The organism is Butyrivibrio sp. Su6 (assembly GCF_900108105.1).
In the GTDB taxonomy this organism is placed as follows: domain Bacteria; phylum Bacillota; class Clostridia; order Lachnospirales; family Lachnospiraceae; genus Butyrivibrio.
On the sequence record NZ_FNUR01000011.1, the window covers coordinates 20,038 to 41,111 of the forward strand.

Annotated in this window: 13 protein-coding genes; all 13 read right to left on the bottom strand. The window is 42.6% G+C overall.

Annotation, left to right across the window (positions count from 1 at the left end; all coding sequences use genetic code 11):
• Nucleotides 1-92: 92 nt before the first annotated feature.
• The 13 genes from C4S54_RS11850 to rsmH all read right to left on the bottom strand — a co-directional run bounded on the left by C4S54_RS11850 (nucleotide 93) and on the right by rsmH (nucleotide 20,976).
• Nucleotides 93-1,619: a glutamate synthase subunit beta gene (locus C4S54_RS11850; protein ID WP_103869726.1), complete on the bottom strand. Its 1,527-nt coding sequence runs from the start codon at nucleotides 1,617-1,619 to the stop codon at nucleotides 93-95.
• Nucleotides 1,620-1,651: 32 nt separating this feature from the next.
• On the bottom strand, nucleotides 1,652-6,181 hold the full coding sequence (gltB, locus tag C4S54_RS11855; RefSeq protein ID WP_103869727.1) for a glutamate synthase large subunit: 4,530 nt from the start codon (nucleotides 6,179-6,181) through the stop codon (nucleotides 1,652-1,654).
• 28 nt (nucleotides 6,182-6,209) lie between these two features.
• Entirely contained in the window at nucleotides 6,210-8,318 is a 2,109-nt protein-coding gene (locus C4S54_RS11860) for a glutamine synthetase III family protein (protein WP_103869728.1), read from the bottom strand.
• A gap of 47 nt (nucleotides 8,319-8,365) precedes the next feature.
• A complete protein-coding gene (gene asnB / locus C4S54_RS11865) occupies nucleotides 8,366-9,949 on the bottom strand; it encodes an asparagine synthase B (RefSeq protein WP_103869729.1) in 1,584 nt (527 codons plus the stop codon).
• A gap of 25 nt (nucleotides 9,950-9,974) precedes the next feature.
• Nucleotides 9,975-11,744, bottom strand: a complete 1,770-nt coding sequence (locus tag C4S54_RS11870; protein WP_103869730.1) for an ammonium transporter — start codon at nucleotides 11,742-11,744, stop codon at nucleotides 9,975-9,977.
• A 720-nt stretch (nucleotides 11,745-12,464) separates the two neighbouring features.
• Entirely contained in the window at nucleotides 12,465-12,866 is a 402-nt protein-coding gene (locus C4S54_RS11875) for a flavodoxin family protein (protein ID WP_103869731.1), read from the bottom strand.
• Nucleotides 12,867-12,977: 111 nt separating this feature from the next.
• A complete protein-coding gene (locus C4S54_RS11880; protein WP_103869732.1) occupies nucleotides 12,978-13,757 on the bottom strand; it encodes a hypothetical protein in 780 nt (259 codons plus the stop codon).
• 58 nt (nucleotides 13,758-13,815) lie between these two features.
• On the bottom strand, nucleotides 13,816-14,265 hold the full coding sequence (locus C4S54_RS11885; RefSeq protein ID WP_103869733.1) for a GNAT family N-acetyltransferase: 450 nt from the start codon (nucleotides 14,263-14,265) through the stop codon (nucleotides 13,816-13,818).
• 42 nt (nucleotides 14,266-14,307) lie between these two features.
• On the bottom strand, nucleotides 14,308-14,724 hold the full coding sequence (locus C4S54_RS11890) for a DUF3795 domain-containing protein (protein WP_103869734.1): 417 nt from the start codon (nucleotides 14,722-14,724) through the stop codon (nucleotides 14,308-14,310).
• A gap of 116 nt (nucleotides 14,725-14,840) precedes the next feature.
• Entirely contained in the window at nucleotides 14,841-16,337 is a 1,497-nt protein-coding gene (locus C4S54_RS11895) for a carboxypeptidase M32 (protein ID WP_103869735.1), read from the bottom strand.
• Nucleotides 16,338-16,386: 49 nt separating this feature from the next.
• A complete protein-coding gene (locus C4S54_RS11900; RefSeq protein ID WP_103869736.1) occupies nucleotides 16,387-18,501 on the bottom strand; it encodes a beta-galactosidase in 2,115 nt (704 codons plus the stop codon).
• A gap of 47 nt (nucleotides 18,502-18,548) precedes the next feature.
• On the bottom strand, nucleotides 18,549-19,895 hold the full coding sequence (locus C4S54_RS11905) for an MATE family efflux transporter (RefSeq protein ID WP_022772516.1): 1,347 nt from the start codon (nucleotides 19,893-19,895) through the stop codon (nucleotides 18,549-18,551).
• Nucleotides 19,896-19,932: 37 nt separating this feature from the next.
• Nucleotides 19,933-20,976: a 16S rRNA (cytosine(1402)-N(4))-methyltransferase RsmH gene (rsmH, locus tag C4S54_RS11910; RefSeq protein WP_103869737.1), complete on the bottom strand. Its 1,044-nt coding sequence runs from the start codon at nucleotides 20,974-20,976 to the stop codon at nucleotides 19,933-19,935.
• Nucleotides 20,977-21,074: the final 98 nt, after the last annotated feature.

The following is a 21,074-nucleotide window of genomic DNA, read 5'->3' on the forward strand; positions in this document are numbered from 1 at the left end:
TGTATTTTTGTCTCGTCTATCTACAAATAATAAGCCTTGTTTTCTTTCATGTTTATTTAGCAAAGAAAACAAGGCTTTTGTTTTATATCAGCTCATAGATTTGTATATCCCATGAGGTACTCATCTACTTCTTTTGCACAGGCTCTTCCTTCGGCAATTGCCCAAACTACCAGGGATTGGCCTCGGTGCATATCTCCTGCGGAAAAGAGCTTTGTATTTGGAATATGATAGCCATCATCAGCTGTTACTACTGTTCCGCGCGGGCTCCTCTTTAAAGAGAACGCATCTGCAGAGTAGTCTTCACATCCAATAAATCCAGCTGCGATAAGTAAAAGGTCACACTTAAGTGTCTTTTCTGAACCGGGAACTTCTGCCAGCTTACCGTCTTTGAAGGTAACCTTTACTGTTTCAATCTGTTTGATATTTCCCTTTTTGTCAGTGACCACATTTTTTACCGTGGTTTCGAAAACCCTCGGATCACTACCATATACATAAATAGCTTCTTCATGACCATAGTCGGTCTTAAGGGTCTTTGGCCATTCAGGCCATGGGTTGCTCTCTGCACGATCTACAGGTGGCTTTGGCATCATTTCAAGAGCTGTGACAGATTTGGCTCCCATCCTTATAACTGTTCCTATGCAGTCATTTCCGGTGTCTCCACCTCCGACTATCACAACATTTTTTCCTGCTGCATCAATATAGCCGCCATGATTTTTAAGTGCCTCAACTGTTCTGTTTTCACTGTCCAAAAGAGCTTTTGTAGTCCTTGTCAGGAAATCAACCGCGTAATATACACCTTTTATCTTCTCAGGATCTGCTACCGGAAGTGGTCTTGCTTTCTTGGCTCCGCAGCACAGTACTACTGCATCGAAATTCTCCAATATTTCTTTCTGCGATACTTTTTTCTCACCTGTTTTATCACCTTCTGAAGAGTCACCTTTTCCAACGTTAACTCCTGTATGGAATACTAATCCCTCTTCCTCCATGAGCTTTTTTCTACGCTTTATGACTTTTTTGTCGAGCTTCATGTTAGGGATTCCATACATGAGAAGTCCGCCCACTTCATCTTCTCTCTCAAAGACCTCTACAGTATGACCTCTGTGATTTAGTTCATCAGCAACAGCAAGGCCTGATGGGCCCGCTCCAATAACAGCAACCTTTTTCCCGCTTCTGATTGAAGGGACAACAGGCTTTATATATCCTTTTGAAAAAGCAGTTTCCACAAGATAGAGCTCGTTATCATGCACTGTTACTGAATCACCATTCTGTCCACACATGCATGCCTTCTCACAAAGGGCCGGGCATACACGGCCGGTAAACTCTGGGAAATTGCTGGTTTTGTAGAGTCTGTCAAAGGCGTGTTTTTCATGACCCTTATAAATTTCATCATTCCACTCAGGGATAAGGTTATGAAGTGGACACCCTGTTACCATTCCTCCAAGGTTCATTGCGGACTGACAAAAAGGCACTCCACAGTTCATGCATCTGGCTGCCTGCTCTCTTCTTGGCTGTGTATCAAGAGGTGTATGAAATTCTTCAAAATTCTTTATTCTTTCTTCAGGTGGTACATCACCGTTATTTGTTCTTTTATATTCAAGAAATCCCGTATCTTTTCCCATAATTCCTATAATCTCCTATTTAAAGTCCCACTTTATGCAAGTTCCTTAAAGGCTTCAAGAACGGCATGTTCATGGTCTATTCCCTGTTCCTCAAACTTTCCGATTGCTGTTATCATCTTTTGGTAGTCGTTTGGAACTATCTTTTTGAAATCAGGAATATATGCTTCAAAGTTATCCAGTATTTCTTTTGCAAACTCAGAGTTTGTTTCTTTTTCGTAATCCTCAAGAATACTCTTAAGCTCTGCGATGTCATACTTCTCGGTTAGTTCATAAAGAGAGGCCATATCTTTGTTCATGCGAAGATATAATGTGTGTTCTTTGTCCAGTACGTAAGCAATTCCGCCGCTCATACCTGCAGCAAAGTTCTTACCTGTCATTCCAAGGATCACTGCCCGGCCGCCTGTCATATATTCAAGTCCGTGGTCGCCGCAGCCTTCTGCTACTGCCACTGCACCTGAATTTCTAACGCAGAACCTCTCGCCGGCAACACCGCATACATAGGCCTTTCCTGCTGTTGCACCATAAAGAGCCACGTTTCCGACGATGATATTCTCATGGGCTTTATAGGTCGCTTTCTCAGAAGGTCTTACGATGACCTTTCCTCCCGACAGGCCTTTTCCGAATCCGTCGTTGGCATCACCGTAGAGCTTTAAGGTCACGCCCTTTGGAATAAATGCGCCAAAAGACTGTCCGCCACCGCCAAAAGCTTCAACATAAACTGCATCGTCACTTAAGGTATTTCCAAAGTCTCTTGTAACCCTGCTGCCAAGAAGTGTTCCAAAGCTTCTGTCAGTACTTGATACATCCACTTTCATTGTTATCTGTGATGCAGTCTTTGACTTTTCAAGGCTCTTCTTGGTCTTCTCATACTCAGGAATAAGAACTCTTGAATCCAGAGTTTTCTCAAGTTCAAAGTTATAGACATCCTTTGGATCAAAATGATTGTCTTTTCTCTCAGCAAAAGCCTTATCAAGAATCCTGCTAAGATCTGCTGCCTCTTTTCTCCTCTTGATGTCAGGGTCCTTGCCCTCGTAGCTTCTGACCTTCAGGCAATCTGTGCGTCCTACCATTTCTTCTATAGTCCTAAAGCCAAGGACGCTCATGATCTCACGGAGCTGTCTTGCAACAAAGAGCATAAAATTCATGACATGCTCAGGTTTTCCTTTAAATCTTTTTCTGAGTTCTTCGTTCTGTGTAGCAATTCCTACAGGGCATGTGTCTTTTGAGCAGACTCTCATCATCATACATCCCATGCATACAAGTGGCGCTGTGGCAAAGCCAAACTCCTCTGCACCGAGGAGCGCTGCGATTGCAACATCTCTGCCTGTCATGAGCTTTCCGTCGGTCTCAAGCACTACTCTGCTTCTTAAGCCATTGGCCAAAAGAGACTGATGTGCTTCGCTTACTCCAAGCTCCCAAGGGAGTCCTGCGTGATGGACAGAAGATGAAGGAGCTGCGCCTGTTCCGCCGTCATAGCCGGATACCAGGATTACCTGTGCTCCTGCCTTGGCAACGCCGGAAGCTATAGTTCCAACGCCTGCTTCGGATACAAGTTTTACAGAAATTCTTGCCTTATCGTTGGCATTTTTAAGGTCATAGATAAGCTGTGCCAGATCCTCAATTGAGTAAATATCATGATGAGGTGGAGGGGAAATAAGTGCCACTCCCGGTGTTGAAAACCTGGTACTTGCAACCCACGGGTACACCTTTTTACCGGGAAGATGTCCGCCTTCTCCCGGCTTTGCGCCCTGGGCCATTTTTATCTGGATTTCTTTTGCACTCAAAAGATACTGGCTGGTAACGCCAAATCTACCGGAGGCCACCTGTTTAACAGCGCTGTTTCGCTCAGTGCCAAAACGCTCTACATCTTCGCCACCCTCACCGGTGTTGGATTTACCACCGAGTCTGTTCATAGCTGTAGCAAGAGTTTCGTGAGCTTCCTTTGAAAGGGAGCCGTAGGACATGGCTCCTGTCTGGAATCTTTTTACAATCTGCTCTTCGCTCTCAACTTCATCAAGTGGCACAGGCTCTTTTGCCGGAACAAATGAAAGAAGTGCTCTTAAAGTATGAGGTCTGTCCTCATCATCGACCATCTGAGTGTATTCCTTAAAGCGCTCATAATCTCCCTCTCTTACTGCTCTCTGGAGTGTTACGATGGTCTTTGGGCTATACATGTGGTCTTCTTTGTCTTCACCACTTCTAAGGGAGTGGAAGCCTATAGAATCAAGTGTCGTATCGCTCGGAAGTCCCAGCGGATCGAAGGCTTTATTGTGCCTTGATTCTACGTCCTCGCCAATTTCTGCGATTCCAATACCGCCAACACGGCTCGTTGTTCCGGTAAAATACTTATCAACAAACTCTTTTGACAGTCCTATTGCCTCAAATATTCTTGCAGACTGATATGACTGGAGTGTTGAGATTCCCATCTTTGCAGCGATCTTTACAACGCCGCCAAGGAGGGCTTTATTATAATCTGCAATTGCAGTGTGGTAGTCTTTATCAAGTATTCCAATATCAATAAGCTCAGCTATGCACTCCTGGGCAAGATAAGGATGGATAGCTCTCGCACCAAAGCCAAGGAGAGTTGCAATCTGATGAACATCCCTTGGTTCGCCGCTCTCAAGTATTAGAGAAACCGCTGTGCGCTGCTTGGTCCTTACAAGATGCTGCTCCACTGATGAAACAGCAAGAAGTGATGGAATTGGCATATGGTTTTCATCTACGCCTCTGTCTGAGAGAATGATGATGTTAACGCCATCTGCCACAGCTCTGTCCACTGAGACATCAAGCTGCTCAAGAGCTCTTTCCATTGGTGTGTTCTTATAGTACAAAAGAGATATCTTTTTTACCTTAAATCCTGGCTGATCAAGGGCCTCGATCTTCATGAGGTCAACACCTGTCAGGATCGGATTATTGACTTCAAGGACTCTGCAGTTATCACTTTTTTCTTTTAACAGATTTCCATCAGAACCAATGTAAACCGTAGTATCTGTGACCACTTTTTCTCTAAGTGAATCGATAGGCGGATTGGTTACCTGGGCAAAGAGCTGCTTAAAATAGCAAAAAAGCGGCTGGTGGTGCTGGGAAAGCATAGCCAGCGGGATATCTGTTCCCATTGAAACTGTTGGCTCTATGCCATTCATGGCCATTGGCATGATCTGATTTTTTACATCTTCATAGGAATATCCAAAGACCTTGTACAGCTTATCTCTCATCACCTGGGAGTGGGTCGGGATCTTTCTGTTGGGAATCGATAGTTTACCCAGATGAAGCAGGTGGCGGTCAAGCCACTCGCCGTAGGGTTTTGCCTTTGAGTATTTATCTTTGCACTCTTCATCTGAGATGATGCGCCCGGCCTTGGTATCGACGAGAAGCATATGCCCGGGGGACAGGCGTGATTTTTTCACAATGCTCTCTTCAGGGATGTCGAGCACTCCCACTTCTGATGAGAGGATAAGCCTATTGTCATTTGTCACATAGTATCTGGATGGACGCAGTCCGTTTCTGTCGAGGGTTGCGCCGAACACCTCCCCATCGGTGAAAAGAACTGCCGCAGGGCCATCCCATGGTTCCATCATTGTTGCATAGTAATGGTAAAAGTCTTTTCTGTCCTGAGCCATGAAATCGTTGTGTTTCCATGGTTCAGGAATTGTGAGCATCATCGCAAGGGGAAGGTCCATGCCGTTCATGTACAAAAATTCAAGGGTGTTATCAAGCATGGCGGAATCTGATCCTGAGGAAGCGATGACAGGATATACTTTTCCAAGTTCTTCGCCAAACATATCGGAAGACATGGTCTCCTCACGGGCCAGCATTCTGTCACTGTTACCTCTGATGGTATTGATCTCACCGTTATGTGCGATCATCCTGTATGGATGGGCACGCTGCCAGGAAGGAGTTGTGTTAGTAGAGAAACGGCTGTGAACCATGGCAATCGCAGTAACGTATTCCGGCGATAAAAGATCTTCGTAGAAATTACGCAATTGCCCTACCAAAAACATTCCTTTATACACAATGGTTCTGGATGAAAAAGAGCAAATATAGGTGTCCTCAGAGGATTTCTCATACTCTCTTCTAAGGCAATAGAGCTTTCTGTCAAAGGGAATTCCAGCTTCTACATCCGAGGGTCTTTCAATAAAGCACTGCTCAATATGTGGCATGCAGCTTATTGCAACTTCTCCCAGGATTTCAGGATGGACAGGTACTTCTCTCCATCCGATAACCTTAAGATTTTCCTTCTGGGCAATAACTTCAAGCATGCGCTTTGCAAACATGCGCTTCATGGAGTCCTGTGGAAAAAAGAACATTCCTATTCCATAATCTCCGGCATTTTTAAGTGTTATTCCCTGCTTCTTTGCTTCTTTTGAAAAGAACTTGTGTGAGATCTGAAGAAGTATTCCAACGCCATCGCCTACTTTACCTGTGGCGTCTTTTCCGGCTCTGTGTTCAAGTTTTTCGACGATAGAAAGGGCATCGTCCAAAACTTTATTATCCGGTTTTCCATCTATATTTATTACGGCGCCTATACCACAGGCGTCTCTTTCATTCATCCATGGTTCCATGTGGGCTTCCTTCCTTTTTTGATCAAATTTACCTTAATGAGAAAAGCATCTGGCCATATGTTGGGTAGCTGAGGTACTTGTCAGGGATAAGGGCTTCAGCCTGATCTGCATATTTTCTGAGTTCATCCATATCTGCAAGGACTGTGCTCTGATAGAATGCTGCTGTCTCAAGAGCATCTGTCTTTTCCTCAGCTGTTACAGTATCTTCTGCCAGTTTCTCAAGTGCCTTGCTCATCTCATAACTTGCTTCATCTAGTTTTTTTAGAAGTGAAATTTCAAGAGAAGCTGCGTTTTCTCCAAGGAGACTCTTTTTCTGCATAGCCTCTTTGCTGAGGTCTTTTTCGTAAGCAACAATGCCTTCTGTAAGGTCTTTCCTTACCATCTCCTGCATGGTGAGAGACTCGATGTGAACTGACTTTGAGTAGTTCTCAAGAAGAATCTCATATCTTGAGTGAATCTCTTCTTTTGTGAAGATGCCATGCTTTGTGAAAAGCTCAACTGACTCATCTGAAATCCAGTATGGCATTGCATCAGGAAGTGACTTAAGGTTTGGAAGACCTCTTTTTGCTGCCTCTTTTACCCATTCCTCTGTATATCCGTTTCCGTTGAAAAGAACTCTCTTGTGAGCTACAAGTGTCTCTTTGAGAACTTCTGCTATCTTTGCTTTAAGTTCTTCGCCCTTGAAAGGAGCAAGCTTTTCATAAAGCTTTGCAACTTCTTCTGCAACTGCTGTGTTGAGGACGATGTTGGCATTTGCTACAGAAACCGATGAACCGGGCATACGGAACTCGAACTTGTTTCCTGTGAAAGCAAATGGTGATGTTCTGTTTCTGTCTGTGTTGTCTTTTGTAAAGTGCGGAAGGACTGTTGCGCCCATTGCCATCTGAACTTTGCCTGCACTCTGATATGCACTGCCTTCTTCTACTGATTTAAGTACTTCTGCCAGCTCATCACCAACGAAGATTGAAATGATAGCAGGTGGTGCCTCATTTCCGCCAAGTCTGTGATCGTTTCCTGCAGATGCAACGGAAAGTCTGAGAATTGGTGCATACTCATCAACAGCTGCAATCACAGCCATAAGGAATACAAGGAAAGGAGTGTTCTCTCCCGGATTTTTGCCCGGATCAAGAAGGTTCATTCCGGTATCTGTGCATACAGACCAGTTATTGTGCTTACCTGAACCATTGATTCCCTCAAACGGCTTCTCATGTAAAAGACATGCGTAGTTGTGCTTGTCAGCAACTTTTTTCATAACTTCCATTGTGAGCTGGTTGTGGTCAACAGCGATGTTTGCTGTCTCAAATACAGGTGCGAGCTCATGCTGTGAAGGAGCAACCTCGTTGTGCTTGGTCTTTGCAGGGATTCCAAGTTTCCAGAGTTCTTCATCAAGATCATGCATGTATGCGGATACCTTTGGCTTGATAACGCCAAAGTAGTGATCTTCCATCTCCTGCCCCTTTGTAGCAGGAGCGCCGATAAGGGTTCTTCCTGTGAAAAGAAGGTCTTTTCTCTTTTTGTAATAGTCCTTATCGATAAGGAAGTATTCCTGCTCTGAACCGATTGTTGTATTTACTCTGTTCACATCCTCATAACCTAAGAGATGAAGGAGTTTTACAGCCTCACCTGACAGAGCTTCCATTGATCTTAAAAGAGGTGTCTTTTTATCAAGTGCTTCACCGCCATAGGAGCAGAATGCTGTAGGAATGTAAAGTGATCCGTCTTTGATAAATGCAGGTGATGATGGATCCCATGCTGTATAACCTCTTGCCTCAAATGTTGCACGAAGTCCTCCTGATGGGAAGCTTGATGCATCAGGTTCGCCCTTTACAAGCTCTTTTCCTGAAAATTCCATAATGACTCTTCCGTCATCTGTAGGTGAAATAAAGCTGTCATGCTTCTCTGCTGTGAGACCTGTCATAGGCTGGAACCAATGTGTAAAATGAGTTGCTCCGTTTTCAACAGCCCATTCTTTCATGGTTGCAGCTACGCAGTTAGCAACCTCAAGCTCTAAGTGTGTTCCTTTTTCAATTGTCTTATGAACTGCCTTATAAATGTCTTTTGGAAGACGCTCTCTCATTACTTTGTCGTTGAATACAAGACTTCCAAATTCTTCTGTTAATTTGCTTGCTTCTATCATCCTTTTCTCCTCCGTTAAAATTGATTTATGAGATTATGACTAGTTGCTTACTGGCCGGATGCGCCATAATTTGAAAGAACTCTGGCTGAAGGATCTGTAACGTTGCAGCCTTCCCAGTTTTTATTTGGCATCCAGAAATCTATAACCATATCCGACTGTCCCGGATAGTATTTTTCAAATATCTCTCTATAAAGAAGTGATTCCTTTGTGAAGGGCTTCGCGTGAATGTATTTTTTCCTGAGGCCCTCATATTCCGCGTAAGTGTACTTTTCATCTGCATATTCCATGAGGTCATCTCTAAGGGAATGACCCACAGCATCTGAGAAAGCTGCTTTTTCTCTCATAAGGATTGAATGGGGTATCACTTCATCCTTTTCAAAGGCCTTTCGCAAAAGAAATTTCCCAATTCCGTAAGTGTTTAATTTCTTTTCAGGGTCAATGCTCATAACATAATCCACAAAATCCAAATCTCCGAAAGGAACTCTTGCTTCGAGTGAATTTACGCTTATGCATCTGTCTGCCCTTAAGACGTCATACATGTGGATTTCTCTGATTCTTTTGGCTGCTTCTTCCTGAAAAGCTTCTGCACTTGGCGCAAAGTCTGTGTACTTGTAGCCAAAGAGCTCATCCGATATCTCACCGGTAAGAACCACTTTGATGTCTGTGTTTTCATGGATCCACTTGCACAGAAGATACATTCCGATTGAAGCTCTTATGGTAGTGATGTCGTAGGTTCCAAGGGCATGTATAACAGGTTCTATGGCTTTAATGACATCTTCTTTTGTGATGATCACTTCATGGTGGTTGCTGTGAATGTAATCAGCTACTTCTCTTGCATATTTAAGGTCAATGGCGTCTATGTCCATGCCGATCGCAAATGTCTCAAGTGGCTTATCTGAAAGGCTCGCCGCCACACCGCAAACAAGTGATGAATCAAGCCCTCCGGATAAAAGAAATCCCACGGGCGCATCAGCGTCCAGGCGCTTTTTTATTCCATTAAGGAGTTTGTCGTGGATCTTCTCGGTTACGACTTCGAGACTGTCTGTTGATATTTCTTTTACCTTAGTCAAATCCCTATAGCAGACAAACTCTCCATCTTCATAGTAATGCCCCGGTGGGAAAGGCATTATTCTATCTGTGACTCCCACCAGGTTTTTAGGTTCTGATGCAAAAATGATGTATCCTTCGCTGTCATAGCCGTAGTAAAGCGGTCTGATCCCGATTGGATCTCTGGCTGCTATGAATTTCTTTTTCTCCCCATCATAGATAACGCATGCGAACTCAGCATCGAGGATACTGAACATTTTTGTACCAAGTTTTTCATACAAAGGAAGCAGTATCTCGCAATCGCTTTCACTTTTAAAGTTATAGCCGAGAGATGTCAGGTACTTTTTTAAAACTTTGAAGCCGTATAGCTCTCCATTACAGATAACGGTATTTTTTCCATTATTGAATGGCTGCATACCTTCCTCTGAAAGGCCCATGATTGAAAGGCGATTAAAGCCCATCCATCCGCCTTTTACCTTTTGGATCCTTGTCATGTCAGGTCCACGAGATGCTGTTTTTTCCAGCATTTCTTCAAAGAAATCTTCACTTACCGATTCTCTTGCGTATGTAAGAATTGCGCACATACTGTTTCCTCCTGGGTGGTTTAAATTATTCTACATCAGCCAAAGCAGCGGCACCTTCTTCTCCGGTGCGGATCTTAACTACATTGTCGAGGCTGTAAACGAAGATCTTGCCATCTCCAATGTGGCCTGTATAAAGAGTTTTCTTAGCTGCTTCTATAACGTCTTCAACCGGAATCTTGCTCACAACAACTTCCAGCTTAATTTTAGGAAGGAGTGTGGCATCCATTTCGACGCCACGATACATGTCGCCGGAACCCTTCTGGACGCCACAACCCATGACTTGAGTAACAGTCATTCCGGTTACGCCAAGGTCGTTCATAGCGCGTCTTAGCTTGTCGTAACGGGATAACTTTGCGATAATAACAACTTTGTGAATTCCTGATTCTGTATGTACAGGTGCTGTAACGACAGGAACTGAAGCTTTCTTCTGGAACTCTGAAGCCGCTTCGTAGTCGCTTACACCAAGATCTGTGTTTTCATTTACTGCCATGTTCAATGTGTTTGAAACATCCATGATTGCAAATCCTGAATATGCTGATGCAAGTCCATGCTCTGTAGAATCAAGTCCAAGGATCTCCTCTTCTTCTGAAACACGAAGCCCAAGAACTGCTTTGATAGCAAGAAATGTGATGCTGATAGCTACTGCTGTCCAGGCTGCTGTAGCAAACATTCCAACAAACTGGATTCCCAGGAGTTTAAATCCGCCGCCATAGAAAAGGCCGACCATTTCGTTTCCTGCGGCATCAGCTATTGAATAGCCGGGTGCTGAATTTGTAGCAAAAAGACCTACTGCAAGTGTTCCCCAGATACCGTTGAGGCAATGTACTGCAACAGCTCCTACAGGATCATCAATGTGGAGCTTGTAATCAAGGAACCATACACCGAAGCAAACAAGAAGTCCTGCTACGATACCAATCACGATTGCACCAAAAGCATCTGTTACATCACATGGAGCTGTAATAGCTACAAGTCCTGCAAGTGAAGCATTGAGACACATTGAAACATCAGGCTTACCATATTTGAGCCATGTGAAGATCATACATGTAACTGTAGCAAGTGCAGGAGCAATTGTTGTTGTAACAAATACGCTGCCGAGCTGATCAACTGATGTACAAGCTGCTCCGTTAAATCCGTACCAGCCAAGCCAGAGAATGAATACACCAAGGGCTGCTGCTACAAGATTGTGACCAGGGAAAGCATTTACCTTTGTAACTTTTCCTGATTTATCTCTTTCGAACTTACCAATACGAGGTCCAAGGAAGGCTGCTCCGATAAGAGCTGAAATACCACCAACCATGTGAATGCAGTTAGAGCCTGCAAAATCGTGGAAGCCCATCTGTGCAAGGAAACCGCCGCCCCATGTCCAATGTGCTTCAATTGGATAAATGATTGCTGAGATAACTGCCGAGTACACACAATAAGAAATAAATTTTGTTCTCTCAGCCATTGATCCTGAAACGATTGTTGCTGTTGTAGCACAGAAAACAAGGTTAAATACGAAGTTTGACCAATCAAAACCTGCATAGTTAGTAAAAATATCAAATCCCGGCTTTCCGATTATTCCGGCTAAATCCTCCCCAAGAAATAATCCGAAACCGATAAGAATAAATACTACTGTTCCAATACAGAAATCCATAAGGTTTTTCATTATGATATTTCCTGTATTTTTGGCTCTTGTAAAACCAGCCTCACACATTGCAAATCCGGCTTGCATCCAGAAAACCAATGCTGCACCTATAAGAAACCAAACACCAAAAACACTGCTGTCTATTGCGCTTAAGATTTCCTCGCTCATACTTTTTCTCCTCTCTCCCGGGAAAAACATAAAATTCAAACCCTCACAGATCTCCCGGTAAAAAAGCGATGCAACGGCATACTACGTTTTTGTAGTATGATGCCCCATTGCATCGCTTAGTCTTAATCTTTATGCTGTTTTATTTTTTAACTTTTATGGAATACATGTATACACATTAGTGTGTAGTCCGCGGATCATGCACCCATATATGCAAAAAGCGCCTTAGAGAGTACTCTCTAAGACGCCTTTGTCTTTATGAATATGAAGTTTACTCCTGTATAAAAAACATGTCAAGAGATTTTGTATACAATTTTTTATCTCTTTTTATCCAGAACGAGTTCTGGATTGGCCACCTTTTTGTCCGTTTACCTACATTTATTCTATTATTTTCCAATAGAACCTTCTTGTAGCTTTTGTTCTGCTACTATTCTATTCCTTGTAATATAGGCAGTGTATTTTAGATGTCCGGTTCTGCCTATATTTTACTTTTAATAAATATAGGCATTGAATTTAAGCCATATCTTTCTGCCTCCCTAACGCTCTTTTACAATATAGGCAGAACAACTGCTGTAAAATTAACTGCCTCTATTCCCTATCCCTTTGATATAGGCAGAATACCACCCAATAAATCAACTGCCACCATTCGCAAATTCCTTGATATAGGCAGAATTTCGTTCATTCCATTTATGCATAATCCTGCGTTATCCTGAAGCATAACCATTATGCATTCAAAATACGTTTTCCAAATTCTTTTGCCGCCTCAAGCTTCCCATCTATATTAAGCATGTGCGCAAAAAAATAATCTTCACAAACAGGTATTCCTTTCGCCTTAAGCATTCTCTTAAGCGCAAGTACTGTTCTTCTTGACCAGTTCGAAGTTGTAAAAAGAACTACCTTTGAAACCATCTTAGCGTCAAGCTCTTCCGCATATTCTTTCAGCTCGGGAGCCATGATATTTGCATATGGAGCCCCACCAAGAAAGAGAATATCAACCTTTTCTTTGAGCTTTGGCTCATCAGCTATACTTGTAGCCTTTACGCCAATCCCATCAGCGATTGCCTCAGCAATTCTCCTTGTATTCCCAAATTTAGTCTTTGAACAGTATCTGACTGCAATATTCATAACAAAAAACCTCTTTGAAATCTTTTATTTTATGCAATAAGATTGCATCATGCATATAATCAATTTCAAGAGGTTTTTTTTCGTTATATATTTGAATACTTATATATCTTTTTACTGCTGGAACAGCCATTCCATAACTGCTATGCAATTATATGCGTAATCAAATGAAGCCATATGGTATGAAGCTCCACCGCCGGCGCCTCCACCATTTCCGCCCATCATTCCTTCAGGCTTCTCTCCGGTCATTTCCATTGTAGGCTTGTCTTCATTTATATCTGAGGAAGCGTCTGTTGCAGAATTGGTAGTTGAAATATTGCCTTCTTCAGAAGGACTCATTTGTCCACCGCCCATAGGTGAATTGCCAGTTCCTGCGTCAATTGTTCCTGTTTTCCATGATATGAAATACGCTCCTGTGGCTTCTCCACTGAATAATTCTGCTGCAGCCGATGAAAGTTCATCTGCTGACCAAGTACCGTCCCACTGTGCATATGTGTATGTAACTCCATCCGCATCATATCTGGCCATTAGATCCTGCGCTCCGCTCCATGCACTTGTATCATCTTCTGCTGCAAAATAAACAAAGGTCTGTCCTTCCAGATTTGAAAGAAGTTCTGTATCCCACTGTCCATCAACAAACATGCAGCCTGCATACAGATCCGGGTATTCCGAAGCAAGAATAAGTGTTGTCATGCAGCCCATGGACTGGCCTGTTCCATATATCTTTTCTGTATCTACCGCATATTCTTCGGACATGTATTCGATAAATCTCTTCGTTAACTCAACATATTCTGTTGTAGTATATCCATCATGGTCATCAAGTATTGTTTCCGGATATGTTGGTACAGCTACGATTGTTGGGTATACTGACTGCCACTCTGACGATGCCCACACAATACCGCCCAAGCCCTGAGTAAGTGAGTACTCTGCATCAGTTCCAGCAGTTGTTGAATCACCAATGGTCCATCTCCATCTTTACATGAGGAATTCCATCTTCCATAAACGGCTCTGATACTACTTCAAATCCCTCTTTTTCGTAATAACCAATAGCATATTCCTGGGCCTCAAGATAAATCTTCTTAGCCTTAAACTGCTCCGTTGCGACCCTGACACCCTCATGAAGCATCTGGCCGCCTATTCCTTTGCCGTGCTCTAGTGTTACCACTCTGCCAATCTGAGCCACTCCTGCTGACTCGTCATGATCTTTCCAAAATACTCTGAGACACCCTGCAACTCTGCCGGAATCATTCCAGCAAAATACATGAATTGCATCCTGGTCCTTATCATCAAGATCCTGATATATACATTCCTGCTCTGTGACAAAAATCTCAAATCTTGTTTTTAAAATCTCGTATAGCTCCGTGGTACTGAGCTCGTTAAAATGCTTAACTATAAAATTCATTTATCCAATCCACTTGTTTCTATCATTTTTATCTTAAAAGAATTATTGCATGAATGAAGTGTTTTCATCATGCCTGTTTAAGTTGGCTTCTTTTTCAAAAAATGCTTTCTTCAACTGTTGATACTCCTCATCCGTACAAACCTCCTTACACTTTGGTTCAAAAGACTTTGTAACTTCAAAGCATTCTCGCATATTATCGCAAGGATATTCCTTGCACTCCGCGCAAGTGCTGATTCCTCTATCCTCACAGCATTTCACAACATGATATCTACACCAATTCTCGGGTTTGCAGCCTGTACATGATATCTCTTCATTAGACACAACCCGGTCACGATATCCTATCTTAAGCCATACCTCTGCTGTATGATGAAGTTCCTCCGCTGTTTTTTCGTAAGGATGTGCCACATAACGTGGACATGCTGCACAGTCGTTTCCACAAGCCGCAATTATCTTACTCATATTTTCACTCCCCCAGATACTGCGCTAAGTGGTCTCTTGGGGACGGGGTTAGCGGTCCATTTTCGTATATACTACCCTTTGGAAAATGAACCATTAACCCCGTCCCAAATGGACCATTAAAGGTTATAAATCTTCGAATACTTCTCTTTGAAGTGTTTGATGAGTGGCTTTGCAGAGAGTTCCTGTCCGCACACAGCGTTGAGAACTTCACTGGATATTCTGGTTGCGCCATACTGGTGGATCTTCTCATTGAGCCACTTTGTGATCTTCTTTATTTCTCCGGAAGCAAGGATGTCATCAATACTTCCAAGGTCTTTCTCGATTGCTTCAAGGAACATTCCATCATAGATGCTGCCAAGAAGATATGATGGGAAATATCCAAAGCTTCCGTCCGACCAGTGCATGTCCTGTAAAACGCCCTGAGCATCAGTTTCAGGTACTACGTGAAGAAGCTCATCCATCTTTTCATTCCACATCTTTGGAAGGTCTTTTACATCCGCACCATCAATGAAAATAGCTCGCTCCATCTCGTATCTGAGAATAATGTGGAGACAGTATGTAAGCTCGTCAGCTTCAGTTCTGACAAGGCTGTTTTCAATGTGGTTAATTTCCTTATAGAATTCCTCTAATGTTACAGACTTTAACTCCGGGACAATTTCGCATACCTTTGGCCAGATTGGTTTCCAGAAATTGATGTTTCTTCCAAGGATATTTTCATAGAACCTTGACTGGCTCTCATGAAGTCCCATGTAGCTGATGGAAGCGCCTTCAGTTCCTTCATACTTGTGGTCAACATTCTGCTCAAAGATGGCATGTCCACCTTCATGAATAGCTGAGAAAATTGCAGAAATAACCTCATTCTCGTAGTAATGGTTTGTGATCCTGACATCATCAATAGACATGTTTGTGGTAAACGGGTGCTCGGTCTCAGCCTGGGCAAATCTTTCCATGTCAATTCCCATGTACTCCACAAGGAACTTGCAAAGCTCAGCCTGCTCGTGAGCAGGTACTTTCATAGTAAACTTGCTGTGATCCGGCTGTGGGCAGGCAAGAATCTTATCCAAAAGAGGGATCAGCTCTTCTTTAAGTTCCTCGAAAACTGCATCAATCTTATCCTGTGTCATGCCTCTTTCATAATCATCGATAAGAGCATCATAGGTCTGCATATCAGGAGAAACATATTTCTTATATTCTTTAACTGCTTTAATAGTTTTCTCAAGCGGTGCTTCGTATGCTTTCCAGTCATTGTTCTGTTTAGCCTTAGGCCACGCAATTGAAGAAGCTGTAATGGTTTTTACATACTCTTCGTAGAAATCCTGAGGAACGCGTCTCATCTTATCGAGCTGCTCCTTAGTTCTGGTAACGTCAAACTTCATTACATCGTCAAGTTTATCGAATTCTTCTTTTTCAGAAAGTTTGCACACAAGACCATAGAACTCATCGTCTGTTGCTTTCTTAAAATGCTCAGTTGAAAAGAATGAAATGGCATCTGATAATTTCTCTTTTCCACCATCAGGACATGTGGTCTCAAGATCCCAATGCATAAGGGACATTGCATGTCCAAGGTAGTTAAGTTCTTTCTGTTTTGCTTTGTATTTCTCAAGTAATGTCATGTAATATGTCTCCTATTATGAATAATATTTTTCTTTTTCAATATTCAATTTATAGCTTCAAAACACTTACTCCATATCCGGGAAGGGTTATCATTCCTGAAGCATCTTCACCTTTGAATACATCAAGCGCTTTTCCTTTAATTATGAAGTTCTTGGCATCCTTTGAATAGTTAAGTATAAATGCGAATTGATCATCTCCATCCCCTCTTACCGCAAGCTCCAACTCTTCCGGTAGTTCAAGGTATTCTCCATATGGGTTCTTAACTCCAAGTTTGTCAAAAAAGACTTCAACTGACTCTTCGTTAAAGGCACTGCCATAGTAATATACTTCACCATTACCGAATTTATTAGCTGTAAGTGCGCCAAAGCCCTTATAATAGTCATCCTCATAAGTTGCCAGAACTTTGCAGTTTTGTCCACAATCCGCCTCTGATCCGGACCGGTTATCCACAGTGAGCTGATCAGCAAATACACTTGCTGTGAATAATGTATCATCCCACTTAATGTGGACATCACCTGTATCAGGTGCAATGTAGGTATACTCTGGAATGTCACAGCCTGTAAGCGGTTTGAGCTTTCCAGGAAGTTTCTCCATTGTGCACTTTCCGGTTATTTCCTTATAGCCACTTCTGCAGCCAATTACGAGCTTTCCACCATTCTCAACATACTTTGTAAGAGCCGGCAAAAATCTGTCATCTACAATTGTCATATGTGGATAGATCAAAAGATCATATTGGGAAAGGGTTTCAAATAGCAGCTCTGTATCCACTTGTCCACTGGCATCATCTCTTCTGAGATAGCCACTAAGATACACGAAATCAATTGGTGTATGGGTTTTCTGAGAGGCATTTACGATTGCCTTCTGGCTTTGCTCCTCAACACTTTTATGCCATACATCATACTCAGCATCCCAGACATTATCGCAGTCCTTAAGAACAGCAACTTTTGCAGCATACCTGCATCCTGCAACAGCTGATAATTTCTGCACTTTAGTATTAATATCAGAAATCTCTTTTAACCTTCTGTTGTCTCTTCCGGAATAATCAAGGATTCCGTGCCAGTACATCTCCGTTCCGAAAGTCGCAGTTCTCCACCTGAAATAGCTGATAAAATCTGCGCCATGAGCAATTGACTGCATTGTCCACAAAGTGACCTGGCCAGGTCTTGGAGTAGGCGCTCCCATCCCGGAATTCCAGCCGTTGGCGCCGGATTGCTGCTCCATAATGCCAAATATAGGTGATATTGACCTTGTCTCTGTAAGATGCCTGCTCCACTTTCTGTCTCTAAGCGCGTCTTCTGAAGGATCATATCCATCAAGAGTATAAGCAAAGTTTGGATATGAATCATAGGTTATAAAATCGAGACTCTCGTCTCTCATCCTCTGATAATCCACATGTCCAAATATGCCGTTAGTTGTAATGAAGTCATCTTCTTTTTTGTATTTGCGAATTATATCAGCCTGTATCTTAGCCCAGCTGCAGGCACTATCAGATACAAATCTGTAGTAATCCAAGGTCTGATGAGGGTTCACAACTCCCTGAATAGTAGTTCTCGGAATGTGAACCTCGTTCCAGTCAGTATAAGTCTGGTTCCAGAAAACTGCTCCCCATGCATCATTTAATGCATCAAGGCTCTTATACTTATTCTGCAAAAATCTGTTAAAAGCTTTATCATCACTTTCTGAGTAAAACTCAGCTATTTCACAGTTTATCTCATTATCGATCTGCCAGCCTATTACGCTTTTTCTTTTACCATAGTGTTCTGCAAATTTCTCAACAATTCTTGATGACAGTTTGCGATAATTCTCAGAATTGTAATTATAATGACGACGCATTCCATGCCTGAAAAGAACTCCATCTTTCCTTGCATTTAATACATCAGGATATTTCTCAGATAGCCACGCCGGAGGCGTAGCTGTAGGTGTTCCCATGATCACCTGCATCCCAATTTCATCCGTCAGATCAAGGAACTCATCAAAAAAATCAAAGTTAAAATTGCCTTCAGTAAGTTCTACTTTACTCCAGGCAAACTCTGCTATTCTGACTGTCTTTATACCCACAGACAGCATCCTTTCAAGGTCATCTCGCCACAAGGACTTATCCCAGTGTTCAGGATAATAACAGGTTCCGAGCGTTATACTTTCCCCATTCAGTATCTTTCTCATTATGTCGTTTTCCCCTTTTTCCCATTTATATATGAATTACCTTTTCCTTAAGCAAACACCTTAGTGCGCCATCTTCCCTTCATATATCTGATAACGCAGCCAAGTCCTGTGATTGCCCAGGTAAGACCGTTAGTGTACCAGCATCCCCAAAGTCCCACGCCGGGAATAGCCATAAGTATAGTTGCAAAACCGATTCTTCCAACGACTTCTATAAGACCATTTATCAGCGCAAATGCTGCATCACCAACGCCATTAAGCATTCCTCTGAACACATAGATAAGACCAAGTGTAAAGTAGAATAAACTTGTTATTCTAAGACCTCTTGCCCCGATCCTTATGGCCTCTGCGTTTGGCGTAAAGAATCTGATTATGTTCTCACCAAATGCAAACATAACAAAGATCATAAGAGCGCTAAATGCTGCAACAAGGAAAACGCTCTTGATACATCCACTCTTTACTCGGTCAAGCTTTTTAGCTCCTGCATTCTGGCCGGCAAAAGTTGAAACTGCTGTTCCAAGAGAGCCAAATGGCTGCTGAACAAGCTGTTCAATACGTCCTGTAGCAGTATAAGCTGCCATTACGTTACTTCCGAAGCTGTTAACAACTCTCTGAAGAGCCACACATGAAAAAGCAATAAGCGCATTCTGGAGCGCCAGCGGAATACCAAGTCTTATGGCTTTATCAATGATATCTGTGTTGACTATTTTATGTTTAGGCTCAAGCTGCAGATATGGATTCTTTTTTACTCCAACTGCTATAGAGCCGATCATTGCGATTGTCTGGGAAAAAACTGTTGCTATAGCCGCACCTGCAACTCCCATGTGAAGGCCAACTACGGTCACAAGGTCAAGAACAATATTTACGATACATGCTACAACCAGGAAAATAAGCGGAGTCTTACTATCTCCAAGAGCTCTCAGGATTGATGAGATCATGTTGTAAGCCGCAACAAGAAATGTTGCTCCGCAAACTATTCTCATATAAAGTAGCGCGTCGCCCATACACTCATCGGGAGTGTCCATAAGGGTTAAAATAGGTCTCGCAAACACTACGCTTACAACACTCATAAGAATCCCCGCTGCAAGTGTGATATAAATAGAGTTTCCTACAATCTTTTTTACATAATCGTCTTTTCCGGCGCCAAAGTTCTGGGAGATCATGATGCCTACACCGGCGCCCATACCCATGCAAAGTGAAAAGAACAAGAAGTTCACACTTCCAACCGCTCCAATAGAAGCAAGGCCATATTCGCCACCGAACTGACCTACTATTATAGTATCTGCAAGATTGTAAAACTGCTGGAACAGATTACCTAAAAGCATAGGAATAGTAAACTTAATAAGAAGCGCTATTTCATTGCCTTTTGTCATATCGGTAACATATCGTTTTTCCATAAAAACTCCTCAATACACCTCAATACAAATTTGATTGTTACGCCTTAATTGCCCATCTCATCTTGGTAGACTTACTGCGAGGATTCAGCCTGCACTCTTCAGCAGAAGGCCTTGTCACATCCTCTGATATATCGCTGTAAACTCCATTCTTTTTCAGTTCTTTAAAGGACTTTTTTACAAGTCTGTCTTCACCTGAGTGGAAAGTCAAAATCGCAACTCTTCCACCTGGATTCAGTATTCCGGGGAGCTTTTCCAAAAATGAATAAAGAACTTCAAATTCACTGTTTACATCTATTCGAAGCGCCTGAAAAACTCTGGCACAGCTCTTTTTAATAGCCAGCTCTTTCTCTTCTTTTGGAACTTTCCAAAGGGCACCCTCAGTTGCTTCTCTGAGGGCAGTTGTGGTGTCCATTGGATTCCCCTTTTTCATCAGGTTAAAAACTTTGTCGGCAATTTCTTCAGCATAGGGCTCATCTGAGTTCTCAATGAGCATTCCGACAAACTCATCCCTTGTAATGTTATGGAGCCTTTCTGCTGCCGATTCTCCATGCTCAGGGTCAAGCCTTAGATCAAGAGGTCCGTCAACCTTATAGGAAAAGCCTCTCTTGGGATCATCGATCTGCATTGAAGAAACTCCAAGGTCTGCCAGAACAAAGTCAAACTTACCGGCTTCCTCTGCCACTTTATCTATGTTGGCAAAGTTAATGAGTCTGAATTTAAAATTGTCTTCTCCAAAGCCGGCGCTTCTTAGCCTTTCCACAGTCTTTTGTGACTCTATGGGATCGACGTCAAGTCCGTAGACACAGCCGTTTCCTTTAAGCTGCTCCAGCATTTTCCTGGTATGTCCGCCATATCCAAGTGTGCAGTCAAGCCCCTTTTCACCTGGCTGTATCTTAAGCACATCAAGAATTTCTTTTACCATGATAGAAATATGCATACCTGCAGGTGTAGAACCTTTTGAGATAACCTTCGCCACTGTATCTGCATACTTCTCAGGATTCTGCTCTTTATATTTTTCTTCAAACTTTCTGGGATATTTCCCGGAATAGTGCACTCTGCGCTTATGCTGTTTTTCTTCCATTTATCCTCCAAAATTGGTAATGCTATGGAATAATTGTAATATTATCCAAACATAAAAGGAAGTCCGGTTTTATTCAGACTTCCCTTTTTTTCTGTACT